Origin of the sequence: Salimicrobium halophilum (assembly GCF_900100295.1) — a bacterium.
GTDB lineage: Bacteria > Bacillota > Bacilli > Bacillales > Halobacillaceae > Salimicrobium > Salimicrobium halophilum.
Genome location: NZ_FNEV01000002.1, coordinates 393,882 through 409,422, shown reverse-complemented (window position 1 = coordinate 409,422; position 15,541 = coordinate 393,882). Strand labels below are relative to the sequence as shown.

Below are 15,541 nucleotides of genomic sequence, written 5' to 3'. Positions count from 1 at the left end.
GAAAACATGGGAGTGAAGCGGAAGAGACATTTCCGTACGTGTATTATGCAACGTCCTTAGGCATCTGCATCTGCAATCGGAAGTGCCGGTGCATATAGTGGCGTAGGGGGTGAGGAAATGGGTTATAAAATGCCGTACGGAGGATACGAGGATGATTGCGACTACAACCACGGAGGTGGAGGTACTACCTTCATCCTTATCGTCGTACTTTTCATTCTATTGGTTATTGTAGGAGCTTCCTGGTACTGATCACAGCAGGTAAAAAAACCGCCTTTCAAAGAAGGCGGTTTTTCTATGTCTCTCCTACTTGTGTCATCCACTTTTTCGTTTCATGGGCAGGTAGAGGCTTTGAAAAGAAGTACCCCTGCCCTTCATCACATTTTTCAGATTGCAGAAATTTGAGCTGCTCTTCCGTTTCAATCCCTTCAGCGATCACTCTTAGATTGAGTGCGTGTGACATATGTATAATCGATTTCACAATCGCTTCATTCCTCCCTTTATTTTCATGGAGAAACACTTTGTCTATTTTCAATTTGTTGACCGGAAAACGGCTCAAATATTGCAAAGAGGAATAACCTGTACCGAAATCATCTATAGAGACCTGAACGCCCAAATGCCTCAATTCCTGGAGAGTTTTCAATACTGTCGTTTCATTCGTCATAGCCATGCTTTCCGTAATCTCAAGCTCCAAATAACAAGCAGCAAGCTCACTGTCTTTCAAAGCTTTCCGCACCGTGGACACGAGGTCTGGGTCATGCAATTGTTTAGCGGACAGATTGACACTTACGACGATAGGTGGACAACCTTCGTCCTGCCACTTTTTGTTCTGGTGACATGCCTGTTGCAGTATCCACTCGCCCATTTCGTTGATTTGATTGTTCTTCTCAAGAACGGGAATGAAGACCCCAGGCGGTATATATCCCTTCTGGGAGTGATTCCAGCGTAAAAGTGCTTCACAGCCGATGATTTCCCCTGTCTCGATATTTGTCTGGGGCTGATAGTGGACTTCAAATTCTTTCAGTTCTCTCGCTTTGCTTAGATCCGCTTCCATAGAGAGCAATGCCTCGAACGACTTGGATATAGAAGCTGAATAAAACTGATAATCATTCGTACGTTGTTCTTTAAGTTGGTACATCGCACTATCTGCCTGACGCAGAAGCTCATCCACCGTTTTTGCATGATGAGGGTAGGTACTGATTCCTATGCGGAGAGATATAGTGATTTCGTGTTCATCAATGTTAAAAGGGAGCCGGAACTTATCCAGCAACCGTTCAGCAAACTCCTCAATTTCCTTCCTGTCTTTGTTGCCCGTAGAGCAGACGAGGAATTCGTCTCCACCCAGATGCCCGATGGTAACCTTTTCATTGTTCAGCTGTTCCAACCTTTCCCCACATGCAGCAATGAGTTTCTCTCCGAAACCATACCCCAGCGTGTCGTTGATCTGCCTGAAATGGTCGAGATCAAGAGTGTATATGGCGAGTTCTTCCACTTCAGGATCATCTATCAGACGCTTCGCCAGATTAACGAATGCCTTTCTGCCGAGAAGTCCCGGACAAACCGCCTGCTCTCTATTTTCTTCTTCTCTTATAGACATAATCCATGCCTTTTCCAATCCTGGAAGAGAGGTTCTCCCAAGGACCTCAAAAATACTCTCTGCTTTTACAGCGTGAAGATAATCACCAGGGCCATATTTCAGAAATTCATAAATAGATGAACCGATGATGTCTTCCGGCTGTTTGTTGAAGAACCTCGAAAATCCTGAATCACAATCATAAATTCTTTCTTCATCAAAGATGACCGTGCCTTCTCTGCTTCCTTTCTTCAACTTACTTAACGGAGCGATTTCCTCTTTCAAGGAAGCTTTTCTTAGAAGAACGGCCTTGTACTTCTCAGAAACAGTCAGCACTTTAGCTTCATGTAATAGCTTATGTCCTTGCATCTCCGGAAGAAGAAGGTACTGGTTCTTCCCCGGGTTCGTATTGTGTTTTATCCCCTCGATCAAGTATTCCGCTTTTTTATATTTCTTAGCTGCCTCGTTTCTATGAACAACTGTCCCTTCACCTGTAACAATGAATAATGGATCTTCAAATAAATGGAAAAGCCTCTTTGATAATTCCCCTTCCATGCTAAATCGTTCTCCCCCTTCATTTAACCTATGATCACTCTTTCTTTAGGATAGTGATAGTTCCCCTTCTTCTTCTCTTTCTTGAAGGAGAATAAAAACGTCAGGATGCCGATTCTTCCGACGAACATCAGCCCCATGAGGAGCAATTTTGTGAATGTTGTCAGCTCAGAGGTTATTCCGAGGGATAATCCTACAGTTCCGAAAGCAGAACAGACCTCAAATAAAATCTCTGTCAAAGAAAAAGGCTCTACGATGGACACCAGCAGAACACTGGTGAACACGGTAAGCACTGCCATCAATGTAACCACTACCGCTCGATTCAAGTCTTCATGATGAACTTCCCTCCGGAAGATGCGGATGTTCGTCGTTCCCCGTGCGAAGGTGAGGATAAAGATGACGACCAGAGCGAAAGTTGTCGTCCGTATACCTCCTCCCACACTACTCGGAGAAGCACCAATGAACATCAGGGAAGACATAAACAACTGGGTCTGCTCGGTAAACTGACTGACATCCATCGTCGAGAGCCCTCCACTTCTTGTCGTGACGGACTGAAACAAAGCATAGAACAGAATTTCGTGCCAGGAACGCCCTTCAAAGAAATGATTGAACTCAAGCAGGATGATCATGACAACCCCGAACACTACTAGCGCAAGAAATGTGATGGAAGTCAACTTTACAAATAATGAAAAACGTGTCCTCTCTCCACTTTCGAAGAGATACTGTTTCACTTCTATCAGCACCGGAAAACCTATGGCTCCTGAGATGATCAGCATCATATTGATGAATTGAACGAAATAGTCATCCTGGAACGGGATCAGAGATGCTCCGGTAATATCGAACCCGCCGTTGGTCATGGCACTTACCGCCCCAAAGAAGCCTTGTAAATAAGCTTCTCCTGGCGCATAATACTGCAGGAAATATGTACCCAAAACCAAAAAACCTATGAATTCTATGAGTAAGACAAGCAGAACAATTTGAAGGACCAGACGTACGATCCCCTGGAAATTAGACTGGTTCTGGTCCGTCATGATCAACTGTCGCTCTTTCAAACCGATTTTCTTCCCCAAAATGATCCAGACGATGGTACCAAGGGTCATTATTCCGATTCCGCCGAACTGAAGCATCAACGCAATCAGAAAATATCCTGTGGTACTGAACGTGTCCGGTATAGAAACGGGAGTCAGACCTGTTACGCTCACCGCACTGACCGCCACGAACAATGTATCAATGAAGGGAATCTCCACCCCCCGCTCGTAAGCAACCGGAAGAGAAAGAAGAATAGTTGCAATGGTGACTGCTATTAAATAGAATAAAGCAATCAGCTGAAATGGTGATAGTGACCGGATCCAATTGTACTTTCGTTTGCCTGCCTGCATACTTCTATCTCCTTACATTTGAATAACTTCCTCTCATTATAGAAAAGATTCACACCGATGTATAGGTGTCAATTGGAGACAGTGCCGGTTCTACGCTTGAATTCTTCTAGCAACTGCTTTCCCTGGTACCCTTCTTCCAAGAGAATCTGGAGAAGCTTTTCGACTTGTTCCTGCTTTTTATCCACCATACTTCCCATAAAAATAACGTTCATATTCTCTTCGAAAAGATTAACCTCTTTCGGTTCTACAAGGAACGTGGCCGGAGAATTGCTTTTCTTCGTAATAAGCGCCTGGATCATCAGTTTCTCTTTACGCTTAACAAGGGATTGGAAATACTCTCTGTAGTCTTCATCGAGGAAAGCTTCCAGCAACCATCGACCGTGGTCGTCTTCTCGATTGATGATCATACCATCCTTAAGCTCTATGGATCGTAGCGTAATATCTTCCTGATTCTCCTCGATAATATCCAGGGAAACGAGCTTGAACGTTTTCATTCCTGCCTCACCCTTTCTTATGTAATACTTTCATTATAAAATAGCGAGGGGTAAAGGGAAAGCTTTCTTATTATTCCTGGAAATGAACCTTCTTTTCCTACTAAAAAAACAGAAGCGGCTCCTGAAGTTTCAGGAGGCTTCTGCTTTATCTGACCATGGATTGTGTTCATATATCTCAGATGACCATCGTTCAGGCGAAAGGATCGGTCAATTTGAAGGATACCACTTTCTTCTCCGTGAGAGAATCAATGGCGAATTTCACTCCTTCTCTACCGATGCCTGAGTCTTTCGTTCCACCAAATGGCATAGCATCGATTCTGTAATCACTGCTATCATTGACCATGACACCGCCGACATTCAAATGTTTCACCGCATAGAAAGCCTGGTTCACATCTTTCGTGAAAATGCCTGCGTGAAGACCATAGTCCACGTCATTCGATTTTCTGACCGCTTCTTTCAGGTCCTCCACGGCTTCGACGATCACCACCGGTCCGAAGACTTCTTCTTTGGCTATCGTTGCGTCTGAAGGAACATTGGATAATATGGTGGGTTCGATATAAGCCTTGGTTCTCGTACCTCCAGTTTCGATCTGCGCTCCTTTGGAAACAGCTTCCTCGATCCAGCTCTCGATCCTTTCCGCTTCTTTTTCGGATATGAGTGGCCCGACATCCGTTTCTTCAAGGAGTTTCTCCCCGAGTTTCAGCTCTCTAGTTTTCTCAATGAAGTCATCGAGGAAAAACGGATAGGACTCTTTCTCCACGTAAACCCGCTGAACTCCTATACAATTCTGCCCGGCGGCACTGAACCCACCGTCTACACATGCTTCTACGGCATCTTTCAAGTCGGCATCTTTCAGTACGATTACCGGAGAATTCGATCCCAGTTCCATGCTGACATGTTTGGTGCCGGTTTTTTCTGTTATCTTTTTACCTGCCTCAGTTCCACCGGTAAAAGATAGAGCTTTAATAAAAGGATGCGTCACTAGCTCGTCGCCGATCTCGCGTCCGGGACCCGTGACGACGGAAAGCATTCCTTCCGGGAGTCCGGCTTCTGTGAAAGCTTCGGCAAGCTTAAGTGCACTTAAAGGGGTTTCCGATGCAGGTTTCACGACGATGGCATTCCCCGCAGCAATAGCTGGACCGACTTTATGAGCGACGAGATTCAACGGATCATTGAAAGGAGTGATTGCTCCGACAACCCCCACAGGGAAATGGTAGTAGTACCCCACTTTATTTTCGCTGCCTTCATTCTGATCGAAATTGATGGTCTCGCCCTGGATCCTTCTGGCTTCTTCTGCGGAAATTTCAATCGTTTGTGCCGCCCGTTTCACTTCGCCTCTGGCTTCATTTATCGTTTTACTACCTTCGAGAGCAATCGTTCGGGCGAAAGCTTCCTGGTTCTCGAGCATGAAATGACTGACACGCTTCAGTATACTGATTCTTTCATGAACAGGCCACGAGTCCAGGGATTCAAACGTTTCCTGCGCGGCTTCTATCGCATGTTTCATATCGTCTCGCGTCGCTTTTGGTACGGTGGCGATGCGTTCGCCGTTCCCGGAATCGAACACATCGATCGTATCATCTCTCAACACCCACTGTCCGGCCAGCAACATCTTCATTTCTTCTGTTCTCGTCTTCATACTCTCCCTCCTTCAAGAAGTTTGCAGCTTCCGCTCCTTCTGATAATGGATCAAGTCAATCAATAATGAGAAGCCGGTCTCTTTCCTTCCGGCACCAGCCCCGGTAAGAAGTACAGGGCCGAGCAGATCACATTCATAAAGGATAGCGTTTGTAGCTCCCGTCACACCGGCAAGTGGATGAGTTCCTTCGACCTTCTCAGGCTTGACGCTTCCGATGACAGAACCATCCTCCTGTCTCTCCACTTTCCCGATGAGTTTCCATTTCTGACCGTTTCCGAGAGCTTCCTGGACGTCTTCGATCGTCATATCAGAAATCCCTTTCACCGTCACGTCTCTGTAATCGAGAGGTGCATCCATCAGGTAGTTTGCTAGAATTGCAACTTTGTACCGTGCGTCGTACCCTTCCACATCGTTTGTAGGATCGGCTTCTGCATATCCATAAGACTGGGCTTGTTCCAAGGCTTCTTTATAGGACTTCCCTTTTTCCATTTCGGTCAGGATATAGTTTGTCGTCCCGTTCAGAATACCGCTGATGCGTGTGATTTCATTTCCTGCCAAGGTCTCTTCAGGCATGCGAAGCGCAGGCGTTCCGCTCATCACCGTTCCTTCGAACCCGAAGAATACTCCATTTTCCCTGGCCATTTCATCCAGTTCCTTATACGCAAGTGCAATCGGACCTTTGTTCGTGGTAACGACACTCTTCCTGCTTGCGAAGGCACGCTTACAGTGCGTTATGGCAGGTTCTCCGGTTTTTACATCTGTAAATGTCACTTCCACAATCATGTCCGCGTTCGTCTGCTCGATGGTATCGATGCTCGACATCCCTTTCACGACATCCGGACCGTCCGGGTACGTCTCTACGGATCCATCTTTCCGTACACATTCGAGGAGCGTTTGCACATCAAGACCATTTTTATCATATACGGCGCCTTTCATCAGATCTGCAACGGCCACCACTTTTGATTCCAACCCGTGCTGATTGCTGAGACTCTCCCTCTTCTCTTCAAGAATTTCGACGAGCGCCTGACCAACACCACCGAAACCGATCATTGCTATATTCGTCATCCAACCCCTCCTATTCTTTCCAGTATGACTGCAAAATGCCCGTCATGATCTCGAGCCCTTTTTCGAGCGCCTGTTCATCAATGTCGAAATCCGGCTGGTGGAGCATCCTTTCCTTTTCCAGCCCACAGCCGAGAAAGAACATCGTTCCTTTCAAGTGATTCGTCATGTGACTGAAATCCTCGCTCCCCATACCGAAGGGTTCATTGTATATCGTATAATCCGAGGCCACCTTCCGAACAACTTTGTTCAACTCCTCATCGTTGATGAGAGCAGGCTCCCCTTTTTGAATATGCCACTGGTAACGTCCTCCCAGCGAATGGATGATATTCGCTTTCTCCAACAGTTCATTCTCCAGCTGGTGACGGACATGAGACGTGTAGGATCTCATCGTTCCATGAATATCCACTTTATCAGGAATGATGTTACTTGCGCTCCCTGCATTGATCTTTCCAACACTGATGGTTCCTACATCAAGGGGGTGCATTCTTCTGCCGGTGATACTGTAAAGAGCCTGGAGCAATTGAGTCGTCATCCATATCGGATCCGCTCCCTGATGAGGATATCCTGCATGTGCCCCTTCCCCGAAAACGGTGATCTGAAATTCATCATTGTTCGCCATGCTCGGCCCATCATTCACCTGAAGCTCACCGACACGAAGCCACGGACACATATGAAGTGCAAATATGGCGTCGATGTCCTGAAGCAGTGGGGAGCGAATCATTTTCATCGCTCCCGTTTCCCCTTCATCATCAGCTGCTTCTTCGGCAGGCTGAAATACCAGTTTCACGGTTCCCCGAATTTCATCGCTGTGATTCTTGAGCCAATGGGCAACCCCGAGAAGAATGGACGTGTGTGCATCGTGTCCACACGCATGCATCACTCCTTCGTTCTCTGAAGCATACCCGACCGGCGTCTGCTCTACAATCGGAAGTGCATCCATATCTGCCCGAATACCGAGAACCGGACCTTCCCCATTCGAAATGATGGCGATCACCCCGTATCCCCCGATATTTTCATGGACTTCGAAAACACCGAGTTCTTTCAACTTTCGAGTGACGAATGCACTCGTCTCTTTTTCTTCAAAGCTCAGTTCCGGATGCTGGTGAAGGTGACGCCGCCACTCCACCATGTAGTCGAATAAAGTCTCCGGTCCATACATCAGTAATCACCTAGCTTTTCTGAGATGCTTTTTCTTCTACTTTTGCAAAAGCCTGCTTCAGATCCGCTTTTAGATCTTCGATATCTTCAATACCGGCTGAGTACCTGATCAGTCCCTCAGGAATTCCCATCGCTGCACGTTCTTCCGGTGTACACTCTACGTGAGAAGTCGTACGGGATGGACCAACGATGGTTTCCACCGCTCCCAGGTTCGCGGCCCGATTAGCAAACTGAAGTTCCGGCAGGAAGTCTCGGACCGTCTCTACCCCACCTTTTACAGCAAAGCTGAGCATACCTCCGAAGCCTCTCATCTGCTTCTTGGCGATATCATGATTCTTATGATCTTCGAGCCCTGGATAAAACACATCTTCTACGAGGTCGAATGTTTTCAGATATTCAGCTATTTCCTGAGCGTTCTTATTCTGCTGATCCACTCGAAGTTTCAATGTCTTCATACCACGAAGCAAGAGGTAAGCGGCCATCGGATCCAATGTAGCCCCGTTGATTTCCCGGTAGTGGTAGACCTTCTCGACGAGTTCTTTCGATCCGACGAGTGCTCCACCCAAAGCATCCGCGTGACCACCGAGGAACTTCGTTGCACTGTGAATGACGAGATCCACCCCTAAGTCGAGAGGGTTCTGGTTCACGGGTGTCGCAAAAGTGTTGTCGACGATGACGATGGCACCTTGCGCTTTTCCGGCTTTCGCCATTCGTTCAATATCCGTGATTTTGACCGTCGGGTTCGTCGGTGTCTCCAGATAAAGCACTTTACACCCTTTTTCCACTTCAGCTTCAATCGCTTCGTGATCAGCCGTTTCACAAAGTTCGACATCCACATTCATTCTCGGTAGGAATTCTGTGAAAATCTTGTTCGTTCCCCCGTACGTATCTTTGATGGATACGACACGATCTCCCGGAGCAAGGAACGTACTCAGTGTATTACTGATGGCAGCCATGCCAGTCGAAAAACTCGTCGCGGCTTCCGCGCCTTCAAGGTCACGGATTTTGTTCTCGAAAGCCTCGACCGTCGGGTTCGTGTTTCTTCCATATATATGTCCTTCCTTATTACCAATCGCCACTTCATACCATTCATCCATATTGTCATAACCGAAGGACACACTGTGCACTACCGGCACCTGTGTAGCTCCGAAAGCCAACTGTTCTTTCTCGCCTGCCCAAATGGATCTAGTACCGAATTTCGCTTGTTTCATATTCATCATCCTCCTATTGTTTGAAATGCGTAGCGGGCAATTGCGGTATCCTGTACCCCCGTACCCGTCAGGTCTGTAATTGTGATTTGATCATCGTTTTGTCTGGCGGTCCTTTGCCCGCCGGTTACATTTCCGAGTTCGATGGTCGCTTCTATGATCTCCTTGTCGTCGATCGTACGCAGTTCACCTAATCTTCTGGATTGATGAAGTACATCACACGTGAAAACGTCTGCTTGTTGAATCACACTGGTCGAGAGTTCCTGTTTATGCTCCGCGTCGGAACCCATCGCTGTTATATGAAGGCCCGGGTGGAGCCAGTCTCCCTGGATAATCGGCTCTGAGGCCGGTGTGGTTGTTACTACAATGTCACTGTTTCGTACGACCTCTTCCGCTGTATCTCCCACCGTTACGGAAACGTTCAGTTTCTTTTCCATTTCCTCCTGGAATTCTTGGGCTTTTTGCTGGTTTCTGCCCCAGACATACACCGTCTTGATCGGGCGTACTAACAACAGTGCCTCGAGCTGATACCTGGCTTGGGCTCCTGTACCGAGAATCCCGGCTCGCTCACTGTTTTCCCGGCTTACGTGTTTCGCAGCTACTGCGCCGGCGGCAGCTGTACGTAAATCTGTCAGGAGGCCACGATCAGCAAATATCTTTTGGACTTCGCCGGTCTCACTACTTATAAGAATCATCATGCCATTTGCGCTTGGCAGCCCTTTGTTCGGATTATCGAAAAAACCGGATGATAACTTCACACAAAAACTGTCGTATCCAGGAATGTATGCAGATTTGATATCGACTTCTCCGTGGTGTTCCGGAATGTCGATCCGCATAATTTCAGGCATCGTCACCGTTTTTGTCGCAAGAGAAGTAAAAGCATCTTCTATCACCGGAATAAGTTCTTCGGAAAGAGAAATTTTCTCTTCAAGGGTCTTCCTGTCTATTACCTGAATCGTGCATCCCTCCTTACGAACTCATCGGATTCGTATTGTATCCGAGGTTGCCTTTGACTATCAGTTCCCGAGGATAAGAAGTGAACAATTCATATCCAGTTTCCGTTACTCTGAATGTCGTAGAGATTTCGATCCCATCATTCTCAAACCACAGGGCCGGAATCATGTGGAACGTCATGTTCGGTTGCAATACGGTATGATCATCGCTTCTGATACTTGCCGTATGCTCACCCCAATCCGGCGGGTAAGAAAGCCCTGTCGAGTATCCCAACCTCGATTCTTTTTCAAAACCGTAGCGTTTGATACTATTCCGCCAGGCTGCTTCAAGATCACTGCAAGTCGCTCCCGGGCGAATCGTCTGAAGCGTATTTTCTATCCCCTCCTGAACAATGGATGCAACGTATTGCAGACGTTCACTCGGCTCTCCAAGGGACACCGTACGGGCCATCGGAACATGATATCGCTTATAACAACCGGCAGTTTCAATGACCACCGGAGAGTTCTCTTTAAACGTCTGCTCCGACCAGGTCAGGTGGGGCATGGAGGTATGGTCTCCCGTCGGCATCATCGGCACGATAGCCGGGTAATCTCCGCCATACTCCGAAGTTCCGCTGATCAGGTTGTAATACAGGTGAGCAGCCGCATCATTTTCGCGGACACCCGGCTGAATATAGTCGATGGTTCGGCTCATGGCCTGATCGACGATGATCCCGGCTCTTCGCATATACTCGATTTCCTGATCCGATTTGATGAGCCGGACGTAATTGACAAGGTTCGAGGCATCGAGGAAAAACGCATCGGGTAGTGCGCGCTGAAGTCGCTGAAACGATTTAGCTGTGAAATAGAACTGTTCCATCTCTACTCCTATGCGTCTGTTTCCCTGACCGATCTCCCTTAATATTTCACCGATGAAATCCATCGGGTGATAGATGTCGGAGTGGACGTAATAATCAGGATAGGCAATAACATTGTCATCGTAGATCCATGTCGTCGCCTTGGCTCCGTTCGCATCCATCGTACGTCCGATCCAGATCGGCTGAGGTTCATCGATAATGACGATCAGCATCTGATGGACATAGAATGACCATGCATCATAACCGGTCAGATAATTCATATTGGACGGGTTGGTGACACACAAGATTTCAATGCCGTCTTTTTCCATCCGTTCCTTTGTTTTATTCAACCTCTCCTGATATTCCATGATGTCAAACGGAAGCACCATAAATATTCCCTCCTTTTCTTTTTGTCAGAATCTTTTAATTTCTTAATTCTTATTGTATGAAACATAGCTACCGGATGTAATGTACGAAATGTATGAACTTTTGTATAACTTTTTCGTACATATGTGACACACTAAAAAAGTGCTTAAGCGCAAGGGTTTAACCGTTTCCCCATTTATCTAAACATCCTGATAGGAAATCGAATCCGAATCTTTCATACAAAAAAACACTACCCGTATAAGGGCAGTGTCTATGTGGATCTTATTATTGATGTCTTAATTATAAATCAACACTTATCCCTCTCTGGTCAGCATCCACATCCGGACGCTGAGCTCCAACAGAAAGAAATCATCTGCGTCGAGAAGAGACAAACCGGTGAGCCGCTCAATATTACGAAGCCGATGCAATAAAGACTGACGGTGAAGATTCATCGCCCGTGCCGTCTGGCTTACGTTAGAATTGTACTTATTGTATACCATGAATGTATGAAGTAGATCGGCCTGCCGCTTTTCATCATAAGCGATCAGGTCTTTAAGTGTCCTCTCCACAAGAGAAGTCACTTCCTTATTCTTCGAAATGGAAAGAAGCAACCGGTTCACCTTCGTATCGGTGAAGAACATTCGAAACCCCGCTTCTTCCTGGCGGAAACCGAACGATAAAGCCGTTGAAGCTTCTTTGTAACTCTCGTTGAAGACCCCGATACCGTCCCCGTGAAACGAAATGCCCCAGGAAACCGTGATGCCTGCAAGCAATTCGTTCAATCTTCGTTCTACAAGATCAAGGAATTGATGCGTCGTTTCCATATAGGAATGTTCGTCTGCTTCCAGAAAAACGATAACTTTCCCGTCGTCGAACGTAGTCATTCGTTCCCGGCCGATCTGATCAGCCGCATGCTGGATTTCTGTCTGGACATAATAGTTCCGACTGTGCATGGAAGAGGAAGCCACTTTGCTATCCTTCGATTCTATGTGAGCATCTACATTTTTGGAGAATTGGACATCCCCTATAATACATGTATAAGGTTTCTCCAGGTCATAACCGAGAAGCCGTCCTTTCTCGCGCAGTTCTTCATCCTGTTCTGCCCCTTTCTTTGCGAGGTCGAGAAGAAAGTTGTCTTTCAATCTAATTTCCGTCATTTCGATGGCATTTTCTTTGACGAAGAACAGCGCGCAAGCCGTCACCGCATGTTCGAGTATCGTCATATCGGACCAGGTGAACGGTCGATCGATGCGTTCGAACAGCAGATAGCCCTGTTTTTTATGGTTAGATAAAATCGTGAGCTGGTAACACTCTCCCTGCTCGAATTCATACTTCTCTATCGGATAGTGATGCTCGAGATAGGAGGTCTGCGTAAAAGGCACGGATCGATAATTCCCTTCCTTCTTCCTATTTAGAATATCGATCATTTGGCTGTCGAAATGATGGTTGGACCGAACGACCCGTTCATCATCACTGATAGCAACAGGAATGGAGGTATGTTCATACACGAGAGAAGTGATCTCCTCCAGTCCCTCTCCGTTCAATACACAATTGATCATGTCCTGTCTGATTCCTTCGACGAAGCGCTGGTCCTCCCTCTTTTCTTCAGAGATTGCCTGGAGAACCTCCTGCATAATATCACCGAATCTCACTTCCCACGGAATCTCCAAAAGGGCGATATTGTTTCTGCGACATTCTTCGATAATCGTATCCGGTACCGTAAAGATATGCCTGCCGGTCGCAAACCCGATAGCAGAAGCGCCGGATTCGATGACGTCTCTTGCATACTGTTCCAGACAGCGGGGGTCTTCCTTGCACCCCACTCCTGTGGACAGAACGAATTCATTCTGCTTGACGAAATTCTCCACTGGCGTCTCGATTACGCTGATCCACTCTACCGTCTGTCCCTCGAGAAACGCCTTCGGAGTAAGCAGTTTCGCCTTCTCCAGAACGGAAAGATCCACAATTTCTTTCATAGTCAGCCCCATGTTCCTTCACCTCATATCTACAGTTGATCTAACACCTCAGCGTCAATATTATTGCCGGTAATAAGAAGAACGATATTCTCATCTCTAGCCAATCTCTCTCCCAGTATCCAACCGATTCCGGAAGCAGCAGCACCTTCTACCAGCATTTTATGCTTGTCGAGCATTGTTTTAATACCTAGAGCAATCTTTTGTTCAGTTACCAGGACACTTTCATCCATCACTTGCCTCGTCATCTGATAGGTGAAGGTATTGTTCCCTCCGATTCCGCCAAGCAAACTATCAGCAAGAGTAGACTTTTCCGGAAGAATTACGGGGCTGCCCTTCGTGATACTCTCATGCATGACAGCTGCTCCTTCTACTGAAACCCCTGTAACACGAATAGCTTCATTCATCTTCTTCACAACCATACCGACCCCGGACATAAGTCCACCACCGGAAAGCTGAACGACGACGTGATCCACTTGAGGACATTGTTCCATGACCTCGAGACCGATGGTACCCTGACCGGCAATGACCGCTTCATCATCAAACGGAGGTATAACTGTAACCCCGGGCAGGGAATAACAATACTCTTCCGCTTCATCCTGGCTCTCACCGACGATGATCACCTCAGCCCCCATTTCTTCAAGACGATGCTTTTTCGCTTTCGGCACTCGGTTCGAGATACAGATGGTCGCCGGAATATTCTCTTCCCGCGCTACAAAAGCTACTGCTATTCCATGATTCCCGGTCGAGAATGTAGCGACCCCTTTCTTCTTCTCTTCTTCTGGCAGACTCCTGATTTTATTAGCGGCCCCTCTAAGTTTGAAGGCGCCCGTCGGCTGCTCTGTTTCAAGTTTCAAATACACGTTGGCCCCCGCCATCTTAGATAACGGTTCCGAGTAGATGCACCTCGTTTGTTCAACAATGGAAGCGATTCGCTTCCTGGCGCGGAAAAATTGCTGAAGATGCATGATCCCCCTCCTTTTCCAGAACTTTCTGATCATTACATATATTATATATGAAAAAAGATGCCCGCCGAAAGCGGACATCTCTATTTTCATATATGGAATTTTTGTTTGTTGGAATCAATACGATCGCGGACCGATTGATATTTTCTGTGTTTGGATTCCAACTCTTTCTTATTCCGTTTTTCTATAATGATGATAAAGAACAACAACGGTATTCTCATAAGTATCTCTCCTTACTTCAAAATAGCTACGCACTATCCTTCTCCGCATTCAGCCAGTCCATAAATACTCCCATTCGTTTAATCATTTGTCCCTCTCCTCTCTTATAGTTGGATGGTCTTGCGGTCGAGATGTGCGTCATAAGCGCTCCGGCAATATCCGGGCTGATCTTTCAATTCTTTTCGTCTACGAATACTGATCGAAAATATCAGGAAATTCATCGTCATGGTCATCCCTCCTCTCTAAAGGCACAAAAAAGCCACAGGTCTCCCTGTGGCTTTGGCTTATACTTCAACGAATTCATATAAAAAGCCACAAGGTCATTCTACGCACGACCTGCGGCTATTATGCACATTATTCCCTACACATAATCAACGGAAGGAACACAGGTCGAATTCAATTGTCTGAAGTGTATACATCATCTTTTTCATTTTGTTCGACCTCCCTTTCCTTTGATTTGTGAGTACGAATAAAGTATATAGGTACTGGATAAAAAAAGCAATACTTTATTCAAAAAATGTTCACATTTATATCTTGACTTAAGAAAATTTCCTGATCCAGTTGCTGCAACCGCTGTAGAGCTTCCATCTTATCCATCGACTTGTAGTGATGCAGTCCACCTTCCTGTTCATCCAGCGTATCTGCTTCAGCTACTACCGCTTGAACCGGAGAGCGGTTTTCCTCTACGGAAAAAGGAAGATAACTATCGGTATGAAGAAGAATCGCCAGCGCCACCTCTTTCGCTTTCACCCGATCTTCGCCAAGGCGGATCAGTAGCTTATGAGCACGTTCCGCTCCTTTGATTGCATGGATATCATGCTTTCTGTATTCATCGTAATCCCATTCTCCATCGGTGTACCACTCGTAATGACCGATATCATGAAGAAGGGCAGCTTTTGTTGTCACTTCCGTGTCCAACCCGCGTTCACGCGCTAACGAAAAGGCGGTTTCAGCAACAGTGACGGCGTGATGAATACCGGAGCGTTGCAAATATTTCTCTGTAACCCAATGGGAAAATATATTCTCTAATGTAACCATAAAGAAACCTCCTCCATGATTTTTTAATATCTAATATAGCATGATTCCCCCGCTCCGGCAAGTTCGAAACAGGTTTTACATATAATTTTCAGGGGTACTCCTTCTATAAAAAGAAGAAAGGCGGGA

15 protein-coding genes are annotated in these 15,541 nt (G+C 46.5%); 1 reads left to right on the top strand and 14 read right to left on the bottom strand.

From position 1 onward, the window contains the following. Positions 1 to 117: 117 nt before the first annotated feature. Entirely contained in the window at positions 118 to 249 is a 132-nt protein-coding gene (locus BLQ44_RS05595; RefSeq protein ID WP_093192874.1) for a YjcZ family sporulation protein, read from the top strand. Positions 250 to 292: 43 nt separating this feature from the next. Here BLQ44_RS05595 and BLQ44_RS05590 read toward each other — a convergent pair whose 3' ends face one another. The 14 genes from BLQ44_RS05590 to BLQ44_RS05535 all read right to left on the bottom strand — a co-directional run bounded on the left by BLQ44_RS05590 (position 293) and on the right by BLQ44_RS05535 (position 15,415). Continuing rightward, positions 293 to 2,125 carry a putative bifunctional diguanylate cyclase/phosphodiesterase gene (locus BLQ44_RS05590; protein ID WP_093192873.1) on the bottom strand — a complete coding sequence of 611 codons (1,833 nt, stop codon included), beginning with the start codon at positions 2,123 to 2,125 and terminating at the stop codon, positions 293 to 295. A gap of 23 nt (positions 2,126 to 2,148) precedes the next feature. Beyond that, entirely contained in the window at positions 2,149 to 3,501 is a 1,353-nt protein-coding gene (locus BLQ44_RS05585) for a TrkH family potassium uptake protein (protein WP_093192872.1), read from the bottom strand. Between the two features lie 68 nt (positions 3,502 to 3,569). Next, positions 3,570 to 3,995 (bottom strand): YwpF-like family protein, encoded by a 426-nt coding sequence (locus tag BLQ44_RS05580; RefSeq protein ID WP_093192871.1) that lies wholly within the window; start codon positions 3,993 to 3,995, stop codon positions 3,570 to 3,572. 190 nt (positions 3,996 to 4,185) lie between these two features. Beyond that, positions 4,186 to 5,634 carry an aldehyde dehydrogenase family protein gene (locus tag BLQ44_RS05575; RefSeq protein ID WP_093192870.1) on the bottom strand — a complete coding sequence of 483 codons (1,449 nt, stop codon included), beginning with the start codon at positions 5,632 to 5,634 and terminating at the stop codon, positions 4,186 to 4,188. Positions 5,635 to 5,646: 12 nt separating this feature from the next. Beyond that, a complete protein-coding gene (locus BLQ44_RS05570) occupies positions 5,647 to 6,699 on the bottom strand; it encodes a homoserine dehydrogenase (RefSeq protein ID WP_093192869.1) in 1,053 nt (350 codons plus the stop codon). 10 nt (positions 6,700 to 6,709) lie between these two features. Next, positions 6,710 to 7,858, bottom strand: coding sequence for a M20 metallopeptidase family protein (locus BLQ44_RS05565; RefSeq protein ID WP_093192868.1), 1,149 nt, complete (start codon positions 7,856 to 7,858; stop codon positions 6,710 to 6,712). A 10-nt stretch (positions 7,859 to 7,868) separates the two neighbouring features. After that, positions 7,869 to 9,068: a cystathionine gamma-synthase family protein gene (locus tag BLQ44_RS05560; protein ID WP_093192931.1), complete on the bottom strand. Its 1,200-nt coding sequence runs from the start codon at positions 9,066 to 9,068 to the stop codon at positions 7,869 to 7,871. Positions 9,069 to 9,073: 5 nt separating this feature from the next. After that, positions 9,074 to 10,012 carry a cyclodeaminase gene (locus tag BLQ44_RS05555; protein ID WP_322787517.1) on the bottom strand — a complete coding sequence of 313 codons (939 nt, stop codon included), beginning with the start codon at positions 10,010 to 10,012 and terminating at the stop codon, positions 9,074 to 9,076. Between the two features lie 22 nt (positions 10,013 to 10,034). After that, positions 10,035 to 11,243 (bottom strand): M24 family metallopeptidase, encoded by a 1,209-nt coding sequence (locus BLQ44_RS05550; RefSeq protein ID WP_093192866.1) that lies wholly within the window; start codon positions 11,241 to 11,243, stop codon positions 10,035 to 10,037. 291 nt (positions 11,244 to 11,534) lie between these two features. After that, complete coding sequence (locus BLQ44_RS05545) at positions 11,535 to 13,208, bottom strand: PucR family transcriptional regulator (RefSeq protein WP_093192865.1); 1,674 nt, start codon at positions 13,206 to 13,208, stop codon at positions 11,535 to 11,537. A 17-nt stretch (positions 13,209 to 13,225) separates the two neighbouring features. Next, complete coding sequence (locus BLQ44_RS05540; RefSeq protein ID WP_093192864.1) at positions 13,226 to 14,161, bottom strand: pyridoxal-phosphate dependent enzyme; 936 nt, start codon at positions 14,159 to 14,161, stop codon at positions 13,226 to 13,228. An 86-nt stretch (positions 14,162 to 14,247) separates the two neighbouring features. Then, positions 14,248 to 14,379 (bottom strand): YrzI family protein, encoded by a 132-nt coding sequence (locus BLQ44_RS16375; RefSeq protein ID WP_143004695.1) that lies wholly within the window; start codon positions 14,377 to 14,379, stop codon positions 14,248 to 14,250. A 102-nt stretch (positions 14,380 to 14,481) separates the two neighbouring features. Further along, positions 14,482 to 14,604, bottom strand: a complete 123-nt coding sequence (locus tag BLQ44_RS16785; protein WP_281241394.1) for a hypothetical protein — start codon at positions 14,602 to 14,604, stop codon at positions 14,482 to 14,484. A gap of 283 nt (positions 14,605 to 14,887) precedes the next feature. Next, positions 14,888 to 15,415, bottom strand: coding sequence for an HD domain-containing protein (locus tag BLQ44_RS05535; protein WP_093192863.1), 528 nt, complete (start codon positions 15,413 to 15,415; stop codon positions 14,888 to 14,890). Positions 15,416 to 15,541: the final 126 nt, after the last annotated feature.